Genomic DNA, 13,975 nt, shown 5'->3' on the forward strand with positions numbered 1-13,975 from the left:
TCGACGTGGGCCGGGCCGGGGGAGCCGCGGTGTTGCCGAGGGCCCTGACTCCGGGTCAGACTGCCTGATGCAACCGACCGTCGACAGGTGGGGCCTGTTCCGGGCGGGGCGGTTGCCTACCCGAGGGGGCCGTACGAGGTGCCGTTCTTCAAGCGCAAGACCAAGGGCGACAACAACTGGCAGGACCATCCGGCGGCCCGACTGCAGGTGGGGATGACCAGAGACCAGTTGGTCAAGCTCGTCGGCCCACCGACCAAATCCGTCACCGGGGAGGAAGTCTTCGGTGACTACGAGTCCGTCAGCGGCTCGGCGCAGGCGATCAACTACATGTCGAGCAGCGAATACATGATCTTCGAAGCCACGCCGAGCGGGTACGAGACCTGGGTGGTTCTCCAGCGTGGTGCGCTTGTCAGCGCGCAGATCAAAACCTCCGGCATGCCGCGCAAGGTCGTCTGGGAGATCGGGGAGCCGATCTAGCTTCGCGGTCGGCGAGCACCGCGCACCGGAGGAGTTCGCCCACCAGGTGCGCGATGCCCGCGCCGCCGAGGTTCAACAGGGCCGCCGCCGACATCCCGATCGTCACGCAGCGGGACGACGGCCGCCGCCACGGCGCCCGGCCCGTAACTGCCTGGGGACCAGTCCTACTTCCCGCAGAACTGCTTGGCCGCCAGGGCCGCTCCGTCGGTGAAGCCCTTCTGGTAGTTCGGGTCCACCGCGGTGAGGCCCTGCGGCGGCTTCGCGGTGCAGCTGCTCTTGATCGCCGCGAATCCGTCCGAGAAGCCCTTCTTGTACTGGTCGTTGGCACCCTTCTGTTCACTCTGCGGCTTCGGTGTGCTGCCGCAGTTCACGGTGCCGTCCTTGTTGCCCGTAACGGTGTAATGGCCGGGCCCGAGGTTGTTGATGGAGAAGGATCCGTTGGTGAGCTTCGCTCCGCCGCCTCCGTTGCCTCCGGAGAACCCCACGCTGTCGGACTTGAAACCGGAAGCGGAGAGGGTGAACTTCGGGTCATTGGGCTTCGAGTTGGTCGAGTCCTGCGTGAGCAGACACCTGGCCTTGGCGGAGGCAAGGGCAGGCGCCTGTCCAGCCGCTCCCTGCGCGGCAACGGCGGCGGGCCCGAGAGCCAATGAGGACAAGAGCAGCGGGGCGAGTATCGCGAGACGGCGGGTGCGGATCATTGTTCCTCCTCATGTGATCGCGGGATGGCACGCGCGTCTGCCGCATGGCGTCTGCGCGGTCACACCTGAACGTGTGTTTTCCCTTTCTTTCATGCTCCACCGCCTTGCAGGGCTCGTCGAACGGAACGGCGGGCGCGCCCCTTTCCGCGACCTGCGAGCCTGGTGAACCGGCCTCGGGCACCCCGGTTCGGATGGTGCGCGTCGGGTCAGCCGCTCAATGTTGACTGCCGTGGCGTGTCGGTCCGTCACTGCCAGTTCTGTCGTCTTGACGTTTCAGGTGTAGTTGGGGTGTGGGGTGGGGTTTTGTGGGTGTGGTGAGAACGGGTGGGCGAGTCTTTCGGGCCGTGGGCCGGGGCTTTGAGCTGGGAGTATTGCGGGTTTTGTGAGCGTGGTGGTCGGTGTGGAGGGGCGTGGAGTGTCGTTATGGCAGGGCGCGTGTTTTGGCTGGTCAGGGCTGTTTTGCCTGGTCAGGTGGGTGTTCTGGAGGCGGTCCGGGTGGTCGCCCGGGGGCCGAGACGCTTACCCCGACCAGCCTGGCATCCCGGCCGCCCTGCGCGGCGAACGCCTCAACGAGGACGCGATCGAGTCCCTGCGTACCGGGCACGATGCAGGGACGCTCATCCGCTACTCCGCCGGCCCCGACCTGCGCAGTGTGCGGATCGCGGTTCGGGGCAACACTGCTTGACGCCAACGTCTGCAAGATCGGCGATCTTCCCGACCTGTACAGCCACTTGGGCTCACGCGGGGTCATCCCGATCACGATCCTCCAGTCCTACCGACAGGGCCAGCGGGTATGGGGCGAGGTCGGTATGGACGCCATGTGGTCCGCCGCAACGACAAGCTCGTCGGATCCGGCATCGATGACGCGGACTTCGCCGACGAGCTGTCCCGCCTCGTCGGCGAGCACGACGTCGAGACGATTTCGCACTCCGCCAGCGAGTCCGGGCGTTCCACCTCGATCTCGATGCGGCAGGAGCGAATCCTGCCCGCCGACCAGATCAGAGCCTTGCGCAAGGGCTCAGCGCTGCTCTTCGCCACCGGCGTCAAGCCCGCTCTGCTGAGCCTGCGCCCCTGGTACAAGGAGCCCGGCGCCGACGTGATCGGCAAGGCCTCCTCCCGGCAGACCGCAGCGATCACCGAGCGGGCCAAGGCCAAGGCCACCGCGTGGGCACCGCCACCACGAGCACCCGGACCGTGCGCGGGCCGAGGCGCTGCTGGGATCGAAGGTCTGGCGTGAACCTGCAGAACCTGACGACTGCTCACCAACAGGGCGTCATCCAACCGCAAGAGAGTCTCACGCCGGGAGATAGCGGTCGAGGGTTAGGACCAACTGCTTGATCCAATCGTTGAGGTGGGAAGCCCGGCGTGCGTTCAGCCAGCAGCGGACGGTGGTGCCGTCGTGGCGATAGACGGTCACCGTGAGTCGCTTGGGCTCCGCCGTGTAGTCAACGGTGCCGATCTCTGCCCAGGTGAGCTCAACGCTCTCCCCGTCGAGGTCGATCGCGATACCGCCGCTGTCGATGGCGACACTGCTCCTGCGGTCTGCGGCGATGAAGACGAGCTCGTCGTCCTCCTCGTCGTCCTCGGTTCGAGACTCCGCACGGAAGGTCGGCGCGTACCTCGCCGCAACCGCCTCGACAGGCTTCTGCTCTGCCGACACGATCACGGTGGGGGTGTATGGCACCGACGCCGGCACGAACAGGTCCAGGAGCCGGTCCGGTGCGGGTCGGTGGGCCGGGTCCTTGGCCAGGCAGGCGGCGACGACCGGGCGAATCCCTTCCGGTACCGCGGACAGATCCGGCGCTTCGTGCACCGAGCGGTACATCAGCCCGATGGGCGTGCCTGCCCCGAACGCGCTGCCGCCCGCCGCGGCGACCAGCACCGCGCCCAGCGCGAACACATCCGCGGCGCCGCTCACTTCGAGGCCCTGGGCCTGCTCAGGGGCGAGGAACCCGGGGGTGCCGAAGGCTGCTCCGGTCATGGTCAGACGGGTTGACTCAACAGCCCGTGCGATGCCGAAGTCCAGGACCCGCGGACCGTCCTCGGCCATGATGATGTTGCCGGGCTTGAGGTCGCGGTGGACCAGACCGCAGGCATGGATGGCCTGCAGGGCCTCGGCCAGGGCCGCGCCCAGCATACGCAACCGCTCCTCGTCCATCGGTCCCTCGGCTGCGAGCAGTCCCGACAGCGTGGGCCCCGGCACGTACGCCGTGGCGAGCCAAGGCGCGTCCGCCTCCGGATCGGCGTCCACCACCGGGGCCGTATGGAATCCACCGACCCTACGAGCCGCGGCGACCTCGGCTCGGAACCGCTCACGAAACTGCCGATCGGCGGCAAGTTCCGCGTGCGCCACCTTGACGGCCACTGCACGGCCTCCACGCGAACGTGCCAGGTAGACGGTTCCCATCCCACCGGCGCCCAGTTCGCGTTCGACGGTATAGCTGCCGATGCGCCTGACCCCGTCCGCTCCGAACTCCATACGTCGCACGCCTCCCCGAGTCTTGGAGCGGACAGTATGGCCGACACTCTGAGCGTATCCGTCACGTCCCGCTTGCCCCAGGCCTGCCCTTGGCTCTCCTGGGACTTCAAGGACAGGATGTCCCGTGTGGTGGTTCCCCGAACCACCTGGGACTTCCGAAGGAGAAGATCCAGGTACTTCACCTTGCTCGCCATGGCTCCACACTCCGATCAGCGGAGCGCGTCCGCATCCAGAGGTGGACACCTGACTACCGGGCGGCTACTGCGCCACCATCGCCCAGGCCCTGTGCCGCCACCACGGCTTCTCCGACGAGGCCTGCGCGTTCTTCGACTTCTTCGCCCAGCCGGCGACCGAACTGGAGCAACAAGCCGCCGACGCCCTCGGGCCGGTCCCGCTGGACGGCCACAGCCTGGCCACCGCCCGGGAGTACGGCCTGCTGCTCCAGGCCTACGAGCACCTGTTCTGGTCCACCCTGGGCGGGTGACTCACGCCTGCCAGTGCGGCTGCCGCTGACCATCCGACAGTAGATCACCCGCCCGTCGGCGTCGTGGGTGCTCCGGTCCAGGTCGTCGTTGCGGCAGAACTGCCGGGCCGCGTAGCAGTTGCCCGCGCTGAAGCGGATCTCGCACCCCGAACCGCCGGCCGCCGCCTGGGTGTGCTCCGGCTCCGGGTCGGTCGGCGGCTGCGCCGTGGTCACCTTCGGCTGCGGCTTGGCGACGGGCGTCTGCGGGTGGGCGGCGGACGGGGCCGACGGCGGCGGGGCGACCGGCGCGGGCGGCGGCGTCGACGACCCACCAGGCGCCACGCCCCGCCGAACGCCACGACCCGCCGCACACGACGACCGCCGGAGCACCTCGCCGACCCACGGGGGTATAGCACCGGAGCGCGGGGCGTTATGACATGTTCCGGCCAGCCCAAGCGGATCGCTACGGTTTCCGGCAACCCCCACGCCGAACGAGGAGACCCCATGCTCCGGATCCGTGCGCTCGCCGTCGCCGCCGTCGCCGCCGCCTTCGCGACCGTCGCGCTCACCGCAGCACCCGCCGTCAGCGCACCCGCTGACGACCCGTCCATAGCCGCCGCCCTGGCCGCCCCCACCCGCACCGCCGCGGTACCGCCCGCCCTGCTGCACGCGATGCAGCGCGACCTCGGGCTCGCCCCGCAGGCCGCCGCCGACCGGATCGCCCGGGAGGGCCAGGCCGCCGCGGTCCGGAGCGCCCTCACCCAGGCGCTCGGCGACCGCTGGGCCGGCGCCTGGATCGACGGACCGCAGGCCGATCTGGTGGTCGCCACCACGGACGCCTCCGCCGCCCGGACCATCACCGCCCACGGCGGCCGGGCGACCGTCGTCCAGCACCCGCTGAAGGCCCTGGACCAGGCCAAGGGCGCGCTCGACCAGGCCTCCCGGGCCGCCGCGCCCGAGGCCACCCCGCTCTGGTACGTCGACGTCCGGTCCAACACCGTCGTGGTGCAGTCCGCCGACGACGCCCGCACCGAGGCCTTCCTGGACCAGTCCGGGGTGGACCGCGCGCTGGTCCGGGTCGAGCGGGCCACCGCCACGCCCCGGCCGCTCGCCGACCTGCACGGCGGGGACGCGTACTACATCGACAACGCCGCCCGCTGTTCGATCGGCTTCCCGGTCACCCAGGGCGGCCAGCCCGGCTTCGTCAGCGCCGGCCACTGCGGCCAGCCCGGCTCCAACGCGACGGCCTCCGACGGCAGTTCGATCGGCACCTTCCAGGGTTCGACCTTCCCGGGCAACGACTGGTCCTGGGTGGCGGCCGGCCCGGACTGGACCGCCCAGCCGCAGGTGAACGACTACGCGGGCGGCGCGGTGACGGTGGCCGGCTCGACCGAGCAGCCGGTCGGCGGCTCGGTGTGCCGCTCCGGCTCCACCACCGGCTGGCACTGCGGCACCGTCGAGGAGCAGAACGCCACCGTCAACTACCAGGAGGGCAGCGTCTACGGCGTCACCCGCACCAACGTGTGCGCCGAACCGGGCGACTCCGGCGGCTCGTTCATCTCCGGCGACCAGGCCCAGGGCGTGACCTCGGGCGGCTCCGGCGACTGCACCTCGGGCGGCGAGACCTACTTCCAGCCGGTCAACCCGATCCTCAGCACCTACGGCCTGACCCTGGCCACCGGCTGACACCACATCACAGCTCCGCCGTCCGGCGCTCGAACACCTCGGGGCGGGCGGTCTCCAGCGCCGTGGAGACCGCGCCGAGGAGCACCGCCTCCTCCCCCAGCAGGCTGGGTGCGAGCGTCGGACGCATCGGGGCGAAGCGGCGCAGGGCCTGCTCCAGCGGTTCCAGGAGCAGGTCCGCGCTGCTGCCGATGCCGCCGCCGAGCACCAGCAGGTCCGGGTCGAGCACGGCGGACAGCACCGCGACGGCGTAGGCGAGCCGATCCGCCTCCCACTGGACCGCCCGCAGCGCCGCGCCGTCGCCGGCCCGGGCCCGCTCGAAGACCCGCTTGGCGGTCAACTGCCGCCCGCCCGCCCCCTCCAGTCCGAACTCCCGGGCGGCCCGCACCACCGCGTCCGCCGCGGCCTCCTGCTCCAGCGTCGTCCCGGCCGGTTCGCCCGCGAGGGCGGGCAGCGGCACCAGGCCGATCTCGCCCAGCGCACCGTGCGCGCCGAGCAGCAGCTCACCGTCCTTGACCACGCCCAGCCCGAGCCCGGTGCCGACCAACAGGTAGGCGAACATCCGGCTGCCGCGCCCGGCGCCGAGGGTGTACTCGCCGAGCGCGGCGAGGTTGGCGTCGTTGGCCACCGTGACGGCCGTGCCCAGCCCCTCGCCGATCCGGTCGAACAGCCCCGGCCGGCCCCAGCCGGGCAGGCTGGTGGCGTACCGGACGCCGCGCCGCTCCTCGTCCCACACCCCGGGCGTGCCGATCACCGCGTGCACGATGTCCGCGGCGCTCAGGCCCGCCTCGGCGGTCGCCTCCTGCGCGGCGGCGACCACGGCGTCCGCGACGGCGTCCGCCGTCCGCCCCCGGTTGGCCACGTCCCGCCGCGCGACGACCGTCCCGGCGAGGTCCGCCACCGCCACCCGCAGCCGGGCCCGGCCGATGTCCACGCCCAGCACGTGGCCGGCGGTCGGGTCGACCTCGTACAGCACCGCGGTGCGGCCGCGCTCGGGGGACACCCGCCCGGCCTCGCGGACCAGCCCGGCCTGCTCCAGGTCGGCCAGCGCGGCGGAGACGGTCGGCTTGGACAGACCGGTGTCCCGGGCCAGTTGGGCGCGCGAGGTGCCGCCGCCGGTGCGCAGCAGCTCCAGCAGCAGCCACTCGTTGTTGCTGCGCAGCCGCTGCCGGTTCCACGGCACCCCGGGGGCCCCGGCCGCCGGGCGACTGGTCGGCTGCTGGGGGCTCATCGGTTCCTCCGGTCTGGGCTGCTGACGGTCCGCCACGGGCGGTCCACGACGGGCGGTCCACGACGGACCTTCCGGTGCCGGCGGGCGGTGGCCCTGACACCGCCCGCAGCGTCCGGTGTCGGGTGCCGCGGCCCAAGTATGACCGGTGATCACCCGGCGCCGACCGCGCGAGCCCCGCCCCCGCCGCGACCCGGTGTCAGGCGCCGGCGGGCTCGACCCAGCCGCCCGTCATCCCCAGCACCGCCGAACCGTCCTGGTCGGCCAGCTTGACCCCGGCGAACGCCCGGGCCGTCTGGGAGGTCTGCACCCGCAGCGGCGGCCGCTCCGCGGTCAGCGCCGCGACGATCGGGACGGCCGCCTCCTCGGGGGTCTGGGAGCTGTCGAAGGCCTGCCTCGCCCGGTCGACGTACGCTCCCAGGGCCGGGCCGTACGGGCCGGCGGCGGTGATCAGCGCGGGCACGTCCAGGTTCTGGTTGCCGACGAACTCGCTGGCCACCGCGCCCGGTTCGACCACGGTGACGGCCACCCCGACGGTGGCCGCGACCGGCGCCAGCGACTCCATGAAACCCTCGACGGCGAACTTGGCCGCGCAGTAGGCCTCGTTGAAGGGCTGTCCGACCACGCCGCCGACGCTGGTCACGGTGACCACCCGGCCGCCGCTGGCCCGCAGGTGCGGCATCGCGGCCCGGGTCACCTCGACCACGCCGAAGTAGTTGACCTCCATCGCGGCGCGCACCGGCGCCATCCCGTCCTGCTCGATCGTGCCGAGGAAGCCGGCGCCCGCGTTGTTGACGACGGCGTCCAGTCGCCCGTAGCGGTCGAGGACGATGTCCAGGCAGTTCGCGACGGAGGCCGGGTCGGTGACGTCCAGCCGCTCGACCTCGATCCGGTCGGCGACGCCCGCCTTCTCCGCCGCTCGGAGCAGGTTCCCGGCCCTTCCGGTGTCGCGCATGGTGGCGATCACGCGGCAGTCGGCGCCGGCGGCGGCCACGGCCGCGGCGAGCCCGATCCCGGAGGAGGTGCCGGTGATCAGAACGATGCGATGGGTTGCCATGCGGGCCTCCTCCCGGCCTCCGGGTCGCTCCGGAGGCCGATGACTGTGTGCGTGTGCACGCACCCTACAAGTGGGTGTGCGCGCACGCAACCAGCCGCGGGCTTCGCTGCAACAAGGTCTCCGGCCAGTCAAGGTTTCACCCAGTTGTGGGCGCGCCGCGCCCCGGCGCGTGATCATGGACCCATGCAGTACCGGCACGACGACCGAGCAGAGGGCACCCCTCCCTCACCACCGGACGCCCGCTCCCTGGCGGCGACCGCGGCGGCCCTCGCCGCGAGCCTCGGATCGCTCACCGACAGTGGCCGGTCCGGCACCGATCCGGACCTGCTTCGCGACGTGCTCGACGCCGCCCCGGTCGGCGTCGCCCTGCTCGACGAACACCTGCGCTGGCGCCACCTCAACGCCGCCTTCACCGCCGTCACCGGACTGCGCCGCGCCGACCTGCTCGGCCGCACGGCCGAGACCACCGCCTTCGCCGGCGCCGTCGGCCCGCTGCGCCGCGTCCTCGCCGACGGACGCGACAGCGAACACGTCACGGGCGGCCCCGAGGGCGCCGGCTCCCCCGTGCCGCCCGGCCTGCGGGTGCGCTACCGGCCGCTGCGGCAGGCCGGGCGGGCCACCGGCGTCATCGTCGTCGTCCTGGACGACCCCGGCCCGGCCCGCGACCAACTGCGCGAACTCGAACAGGCCCGCGCCCGGCTCGCCCTGCTGGACGCCGCCGCCGAACGGATCGGCACCACCCTCGACACCGCCACCACCTGCGCCGAGCTCGCCGCCTTCACCGTGCCCGGCCTCGCCGACCTCGCCACCGTCGACGTGCTGCCGCCCGAAGCCGAACCCGCCCGCCCCGGCCGGTCCGGCGCCCCACGACTGCACCGCGCCGCCGTGCTGGCCGTGCCCGCGCTCGACGCCGCCCTCGCCGAGCTGCCCCGCCCCGGCGAGTCCGTCCGCCACCGCGAGGGCTCGGCCGCCGCCCGCAGCCTGTCCGCCGGCGTCGCCGTCCTCACCGAACCCGGCCCGGCGGACGCCTGCCCGGCCGGCGCCGCCTCCCTGCTTGTCCTGCCGCTCACCGTCCGCGGCCACCTGATCGGGGTGCTCACCCTCGGCCGCACCGCCAGCACTCCGGCCTTCACCCCCGAGGAAGCCGCCCTGCTCGGCGGACTCGCCGCCCGCGCCGCCACCGCCATCGACAACGCCCGCCGCTACACCCGCTCCCAGGACATCGCCCTGGAACTCCAGCGAGCACTGCTGAGCGAGCCCGGCAACCCGCACCAGAACCTCACCCTCGCCTCCCGCTACCTGCCCTCCGGCAGCATCTCGGTGGTCGGCGGCGACTGGTACGAGACGGTCCGGCTGCCCTTCGGCCGCACCCTGCTGGTGATGGGCGACGTCATGGGGCACGGCGTCGAGGCCGCCGTCGACATGAGCCACTACCGCTCGGCGCTGCGCGACATCGCCGGCACGGACCTGCCCCCGCACCGCATCCTGCGCCAGCTCGACGCCGTCATCTCCGCCGACGACACCGCCCGCCCCGCGACCTGCCTGCTGGCCCTCGCCGACCCCGGCCGCGCCCGCTGGACCCTCTCCAGCGCCGGCCACCTGCCGCCCGCCCTGATCACCCCGGACCACCCCACCGAACTGCTGCGCGTCCCCACCGGTCCCCCGCTGGGCACCGGCCTCGGCGGCTACGAGCAGACCACCCACCCGCTCGACCCCGGACAGACCCTGCTCCTCTACACCGACGGCCTGGTCGAACGCCGCCACGAGGACATCGACACCTCCCTGGAACGCCTCGCCGCCCTCCGCCTCCCCGCCACCGGCGACCTCGACGTCCTCCTCGACGCCGTCCTCCACTCCCTCGCCCCACCCCCGGCCCCCGCCGCCGAGGACGACATCGCCCTCCTCGCCGCCCGCCCCAGGCCCCGCTGACGGCCGCGCCGGAAGTCCGTCCGAACCGCCTCTGCCCCTGCGGAGCCGAGATGGCCACGGCGATGGACGACTGCCACACCGCCTGCGAACTCCACCTCGACCCCACCCGCGTCCGCCGCTCTCCGGCCTGAGCCGCCGAGCGCCCGGCGGCCGTCAGGCCTTCGCGAGGGCCTGCTCGACGTCCGTCCAGAGGTCCTCCGGGTGTTCGATGCCCACCGACACCCGGACCGTTCCCGCGCCGATGCCCGCCGCCGCCAACTCCTCGTCCGACAGCTGCCGGTGCGAGGTGCTCGCCGGGTGGAGCACCAGGGTGTGGACGCCGCCGAGCGAGGGCGCCAGGGAGGCCAGGCGCACGGACTCGGTGAAGGCCCTCGCGGCCTCGCGGCCGCCGGCCAGGTCGAAGGCGAGGACGCCGCCGTGGCCGTCCGGCAGGAGGCGGCGGGCGAGGTCGTGGTCGGGGTGGGAGGGCACGCCCGGGTAGTGGACGGCGGAGACCGCCGGGTGCGCGGAGAGCCGGGTGGCCAGGTCGAGGGCGGTGTCGCAGTGGCGGCGGACCCGCAGCGCCAAGGTCTGTAGGCCCCGCAGGGTCAGCCAAGCGGCGAAGGGGTCGGCACTGGCACCGAGTTCGGTCGCGTAGTGCCAGACCTTCCGGTGCAGTTCGGCGTCGGCGAACACGGCGATCCCGGCGAGGACGTCGGAGTGCCCGCCCAGGTACTTGGTGGCGGAGTGGATCACCACGTCCGCACCGTGCTCGATCGGCCGGCACAGCAGCGGGGTGGCGAAGGTGTTGTCGACCACGCTCAGCACCCCGGCTCCCCGGGCGACCGCGATCAGCGCGGGCAGGTCGGTGACCCGGGTGGTCGGGTTGGAGATCGTCTCCAGGTGCAGCAGCCGGGTGTTGGGCCGCATTGCCGCCGCGACCTCGTCCGGGTCGTCGCCCGAGACGTGCGTCACCTCGACGCCCCACCGCTGCGCGAGGTCGGCCAGCATCGCGAACGTCCCGCCGTACAGGCTCCGTTGGGCGATCACGTGGTCGCCGGAGCGCAGCAGGGCGAGCAGCACGGTGTTGATCGCGCCCATGCCGGAGGCGGTGGCGATGGCGCCGGTGCCGCCCTCGAGGTCGGCGACGGCGCTCTCCAGCGAGCGGACGGTCGGGTTGCCGAACCGGTTGTAGAAGAACGCCCCGTCGGGACCGCCGAAGGCGGTGGTGAGCGCCTCGCTGGTCTCGAAGGCGAACAGGTGGCTCTGGTGCAGCGGGATGCCCAGCGGACGGCTGCCGGTGGTCTCGGCCAGCGGCGGGTGGACGATCCGGCTCTCGGGGCGCAGCGCGTCGGGGTCGGTGCGGTGGTCGCTCATGCCGCCATCCTGTGGCGCCGCGACCGGGCCGGCCAGGGCCAATCGCACCCAAGTGGCCCGCCTCGGGGGCCGTTTCGGCACCCGGGGCGGGCTCAGCAGCGGCTCAGCGGCGGCGGAAGAGCCGTCGCACGAAGTGGACGACGCCCCAGATCAGCAGGACGATGACCAGGATGATCAGGATGACCACGACCAGCAGGAACTTCCCGAGCTTGGCGAAGAAGCCGGACTTCTTCTTCTCCTGCTTGGCCGCGACGTGGGTGACGTTCGCGGCCTGCGAGCCCTGCCCGTCCTGCGAAACCTGCGTGATGTGCGCCACAGCCGCGGAGGCCGGCGCGACGGCCGCGCTCCCCGCGGCGGTTGGGGTTGCGGCCACCGCCGTCGCGCTCGACGCCGCGGCACTGAGGCCGACGGCGGCCAGCAGTGCCACCAGGGCACCGGCTATCGAACGGGCGATCCGGTGAGTCATCGTGCTCCTCGTACGGGTACGGAGCCACGGAGATGAGACCCGGCCGACCTTCTCTCATGGCCTGACCAGTATTTTTCTCATCTACGCTTAGTATGCTCCTCTGAAAGTTCTACAGCGGTGTAAAAGTTTAGCGAAGGGCCGACCCGGATCCGCTCCGGCCCAGGACCACGCAAGCCACCGCTCCGACGGGGGTTCCGTGGCAACTGTGGAGGATGACGCCGTGTCGGGTCGCAGGGGTTCCACCGAGACCGAGAATTCGCCGCACCGGGCCGGTGGGCGCAGAGCCGCCGGTCGCACAGCCAACTCGGGCAAGGGCGGGACGGAAAAGGACATATCCGACACCCGCCCCGCCAGCCGGGCCAAGCCGAAGCAGAAACGCAGCACCAAGCAGAAGGTGCTCTGGGCGACCGCCGGCTGCACCGCCCTCCTGGTGCTCGCCGGCGGCGCCGTCTACTACCGCCTGAACAGCAACATCACCACCTTCGACGGCGACGCCCTCAGCAAGGACCGCCCGGAGGCGGCCGCGCCGGACGCCCAGGGCCGCACCCCGGTGAACGTCCTGCTGATCGGCTCGGACAGCCGCGGCAACGGCAACAGCGACCTGGGCGGCGGCGGGGACGACGGCGCCCGCTCGGACACCGCGATCCTGTTGCACGTCTACGCCGACCACAAGCACGCGGTCGGCATCTCGATCCCCCGTGACTCCCTGGTCAACCTCCCGCCGTGCAAGCTCCCCAACGGCAAGTGGACCAAGGAGCAGACCAATGTGATGTTCAACAGCGCCTTCTCGGTGGGCAACACCGAACAGGGCAACCCGGCCTGCACCCAGAACGCCGTCGAGAAGCTGACCAACCTGCGCGTCGATCACACCATCGTGGTGGACTTCAGCGGCTTCGCCTCGATGACCTCCGCGGTCGGCGGCGTCGAGGTCTGCCTGCCGAACAACGTCTACGAGGGGGACCTCAACCCCAACCTGGGCCACAAGGGCAAGCTGATCTTCGCCAAGGGCAAGCAGAAGGTCGAGGGCCAGTCCGCGCTGGACTTCGTCCGGGTCCGGCACGGCATCGGCGACGGCTCCGACATCGGCCGCACCAAGCGCCAGCAGGCGTTCCTCTCCTCCCTCATCAAGGAGGTCAAGTCGCGCGGCATGGACCCGACCACCCTCCTGCCGCTCGCCGACGCGGCGACCAAGTCGCTGACCGTCGACCCCGACCTCGGCTCGGCCGCCAAGCTGATGTCCTTCGCCATGTCGATCAAGGACGTCAACCTGCATGACGTCAAGTTCCTGACCGCACCGTGGCGTTACGAGGGCGCTCGGGTCGCCCTGGTGCACCCCGATGTGGACCAGCTGTGGGCCGCGCTCAAGGCCGACCGCACCATCGACGGCCAGGACGCCAGCGCCCAGAGCCCGGCCGCCACCGACTCCGCCGCCCCCAGCGCCCCGCCGACCGCCGAGGCCACGCCCACCCCCACCGCGGACGCCAAGAACGCCGAGATCAAGGTCGCCGTGCTCAACAGCACCGGCGAGAGCGGCCTCGGCAGCAAGGGGGCCGAGGCCGTCAAGGGCGCCGGCTACACCGTCACCACCGTCGGCAACGCGGCCGGAAAGCCGCGCAGCACCACCGTGGTCGAGTACGGCACGGGCGAGCGCAGCGCCGCCGAGTCGGTCGCCAAGCTGTTCCCAGGCGCGACCGTCCAGCCCGGCGGCCGGGGCCTGAGCGTGGTGCTCGGCCACGACTTCGCCGCCGCCAACCCGGCCTCCGCCGCCACGTCGGCACCCGGCGCCCCCAACGCCCCGGCCCCGCTGCCGACCAGCGTCAGCGGCACCGCCCGCTCGGCGGACGACGACCCGTGCGCCAACGTGTCGTACGGCTGAGCCGCCTCGCAGCACCGACGAACGGCAGGGCGCCCGCGGACTTCCGGTCCGCGGGCGCCCTGTCCGTTTCGGCTACCGGCCGCTCAGCGCCTCGTCCCGCAGGACGGGCAGAACGCGGCTCCCTCCGGCACGTCCTTGTGGCACTGCCCGCACTGGGCGGGCTGCGCCGGCTTGAACCCGCAGCCCGGACGGAACGGCGTGCCGTGGGTCTCGGTCTGGCACTGCGGCCGGCGGGTGGAGTTCCGGCGGGTGGGCGGCGGATG

Annotated in this window: 11 protein-coding genes and 2 pseudogenes; 5 read left to right on the plus strand and 8 right to left on the minus strand. The window is 72.4% G+C overall.

The features are described from left to right. The first annotated feature begins 138 nt into the window (after positions 1 to 138). Positions 139 to 477: a hypothetical protein gene (locus ACIG5E_RS22445; RefSeq protein WP_396535866.1), complete on the plus strand. Its 339-nt coding sequence runs from the start codon at positions 139 to 141 to the stop codon at positions 475 to 477. Positions 478 to 641: 164 nt separating this feature from the next. Here the strand turns inward: ACIG5E_RS22445 and ACIG5E_RS22450 are convergent, their stop codons facing one another. Beyond that, complete coding sequence (locus ACIG5E_RS22450; RefSeq protein WP_396535868.1) at positions 642 to 1,175, minus strand: hypothetical protein; 534 nt, start codon at positions 1,173 to 1,175, stop codon at positions 642 to 644. A gap of 686 nt (positions 1,176 to 1,861) precedes the next feature. Between ACIG5E_RS22450 and ACIG5E_RS22455 the strand changes: the two are divergent. Then, positions 1,862 to 2,412: pseudogene (locus ACIG5E_RS22455) on the plus strand (TraG/TraD/VirD4 family protein); the annotation flags it as partial. Positions 2,413 to 2,469: 57 nt separating this feature from the next. Here the strand turns inward: ACIG5E_RS22455 and ACIG5E_RS22460 are convergent. Then, positions 2,470 to 3,654: a serine/threonine-protein kinase gene (locus tag ACIG5E_RS22460; protein ID WP_396535870.1), complete on the minus strand. Its 1,185-nt coding sequence runs from the start codon at positions 3,652 to 3,654 to the stop codon at positions 2,470 to 2,472. 247 nt (positions 3,655 to 3,901) lie between these two features. Next, positions 3,902 to 4,459, minus strand: a complete 558-nt coding sequence (locus tag ACIG5E_RS22465; RefSeq protein WP_396535872.1) for a hypothetical protein — start codon at positions 4,457 to 4,459, stop codon at positions 3,902 to 3,904. Positions 4,460 to 4,621: 162 nt separating this feature from the next. Between ACIG5E_RS22465 and ACIG5E_RS22470 the strand changes: the two genes are divergently transcribed. After that, on the plus strand, positions 4,622 to 5,803 hold the full coding sequence (locus tag ACIG5E_RS22470; protein WP_396535874.1) for a S1 family peptidase: 1,182 nt from the start codon (positions 4,622 to 4,624) through the stop codon (positions 5,801 to 5,803). Positions 5,804 to 5,810: 7 nt separating this feature from the next. On the opposite strand, the gene ACIG5E_RS22475 is transcribed toward ACIG5E_RS22470, so the two are convergent. Next, the gene (locus ACIG5E_RS22475; RefSeq protein ID WP_396535876.1) at positions 5,811 to 7,031 is read right to left on the minus strand and encodes an ROK family protein; all 1,221 of its coding nucleotides are present in this window, start codon (positions 7,029 to 7,031) and stop codon (positions 5,811 to 5,813) included. Positions 7,032 to 7,227: 196 nt separating this feature from the next. Continuing rightward, positions 7,228 to 8,085, minus strand: coding sequence for an SDR family NAD(P)-dependent oxidoreductase (locus tag ACIG5E_RS22480; RefSeq protein ID WP_396535878.1), 858 nt, complete (start codon positions 8,083 to 8,085; stop codon positions 7,228 to 7,230). Positions 8,086 to 8,268: 183 nt separating this feature from the next. Between ACIG5E_RS22480 and ACIG5E_RS22485 the strand changes: the two genes are divergently transcribed. Then, positions 8,269 to 10,014 (plus strand): SpoIIE family protein phosphatase, encoded by a 1,746-nt coding sequence (locus tag ACIG5E_RS22485; protein WP_396535880.1) that lies wholly within the window; start codon positions 8,269 to 8,271, stop codon positions 10,012 to 10,014. Between the two features lie 153 nt (positions 10,015 to 10,167). Here the strand turns inward: ACIG5E_RS22485 and ACIG5E_RS22490 are convergent, their stop codons facing one another. Together ACIG5E_RS22490 and ACIG5E_RS22495 are read right to left on the minus strand one after the other, a co-directional pair. Beyond that, entirely contained in the window at positions 10,168 to 11,370 is a 1,203-nt protein-coding gene (locus ACIG5E_RS22490) for a trans-sulfuration enzyme family protein (protein WP_396535882.1), read from the minus strand. 103 nt (positions 11,371 to 11,473) lie between these two features. Then, a complete protein-coding gene (locus ACIG5E_RS22495; RefSeq protein ID WP_396535884.1) occupies positions 11,474 to 11,836 on the minus strand; it encodes a hypothetical protein in 363 nt (120 codons plus the stop codon). 220 nt (positions 11,837 to 12,056) lie between these two features. On the opposite strand from ACIG5E_RS22495, the gene ACIG5E_RS22500 reads away from it, so the two are divergent. Continuing rightward, the gene (locus ACIG5E_RS22500) at positions 12,057 to 13,712 is read left to right on the plus strand and encodes an LCP family protein (protein ID WP_396535886.1); all 1,656 of its coding nucleotides are present in this window, start codon (positions 12,057 to 12,059) and stop codon (positions 13,710 to 13,712) included. 83 nt (positions 13,713 to 13,795) lie between these two features. On the opposite strand, the pseudogene ACIG5E_RS22505 reads toward ACIG5E_RS22500, so the two are convergent. Further along, positions 13,796 to 13,861: pseudogene (locus tag ACIG5E_RS22505) on the minus strand (zinc-ribbon domain-containing protein); the annotation flags it as partial. Positions 13,862 to 13,975: the final 114 nt, after the last annotated feature.

The organism is Kitasatospora sp. NPDC053057, assembly GCF_044546945.1.
In the GTDB taxonomy this organism is placed as follows: Bacteria; Actinomycetota; Actinomycetes; order Streptomycetales; family Streptomycetaceae; genus Kitasatospora.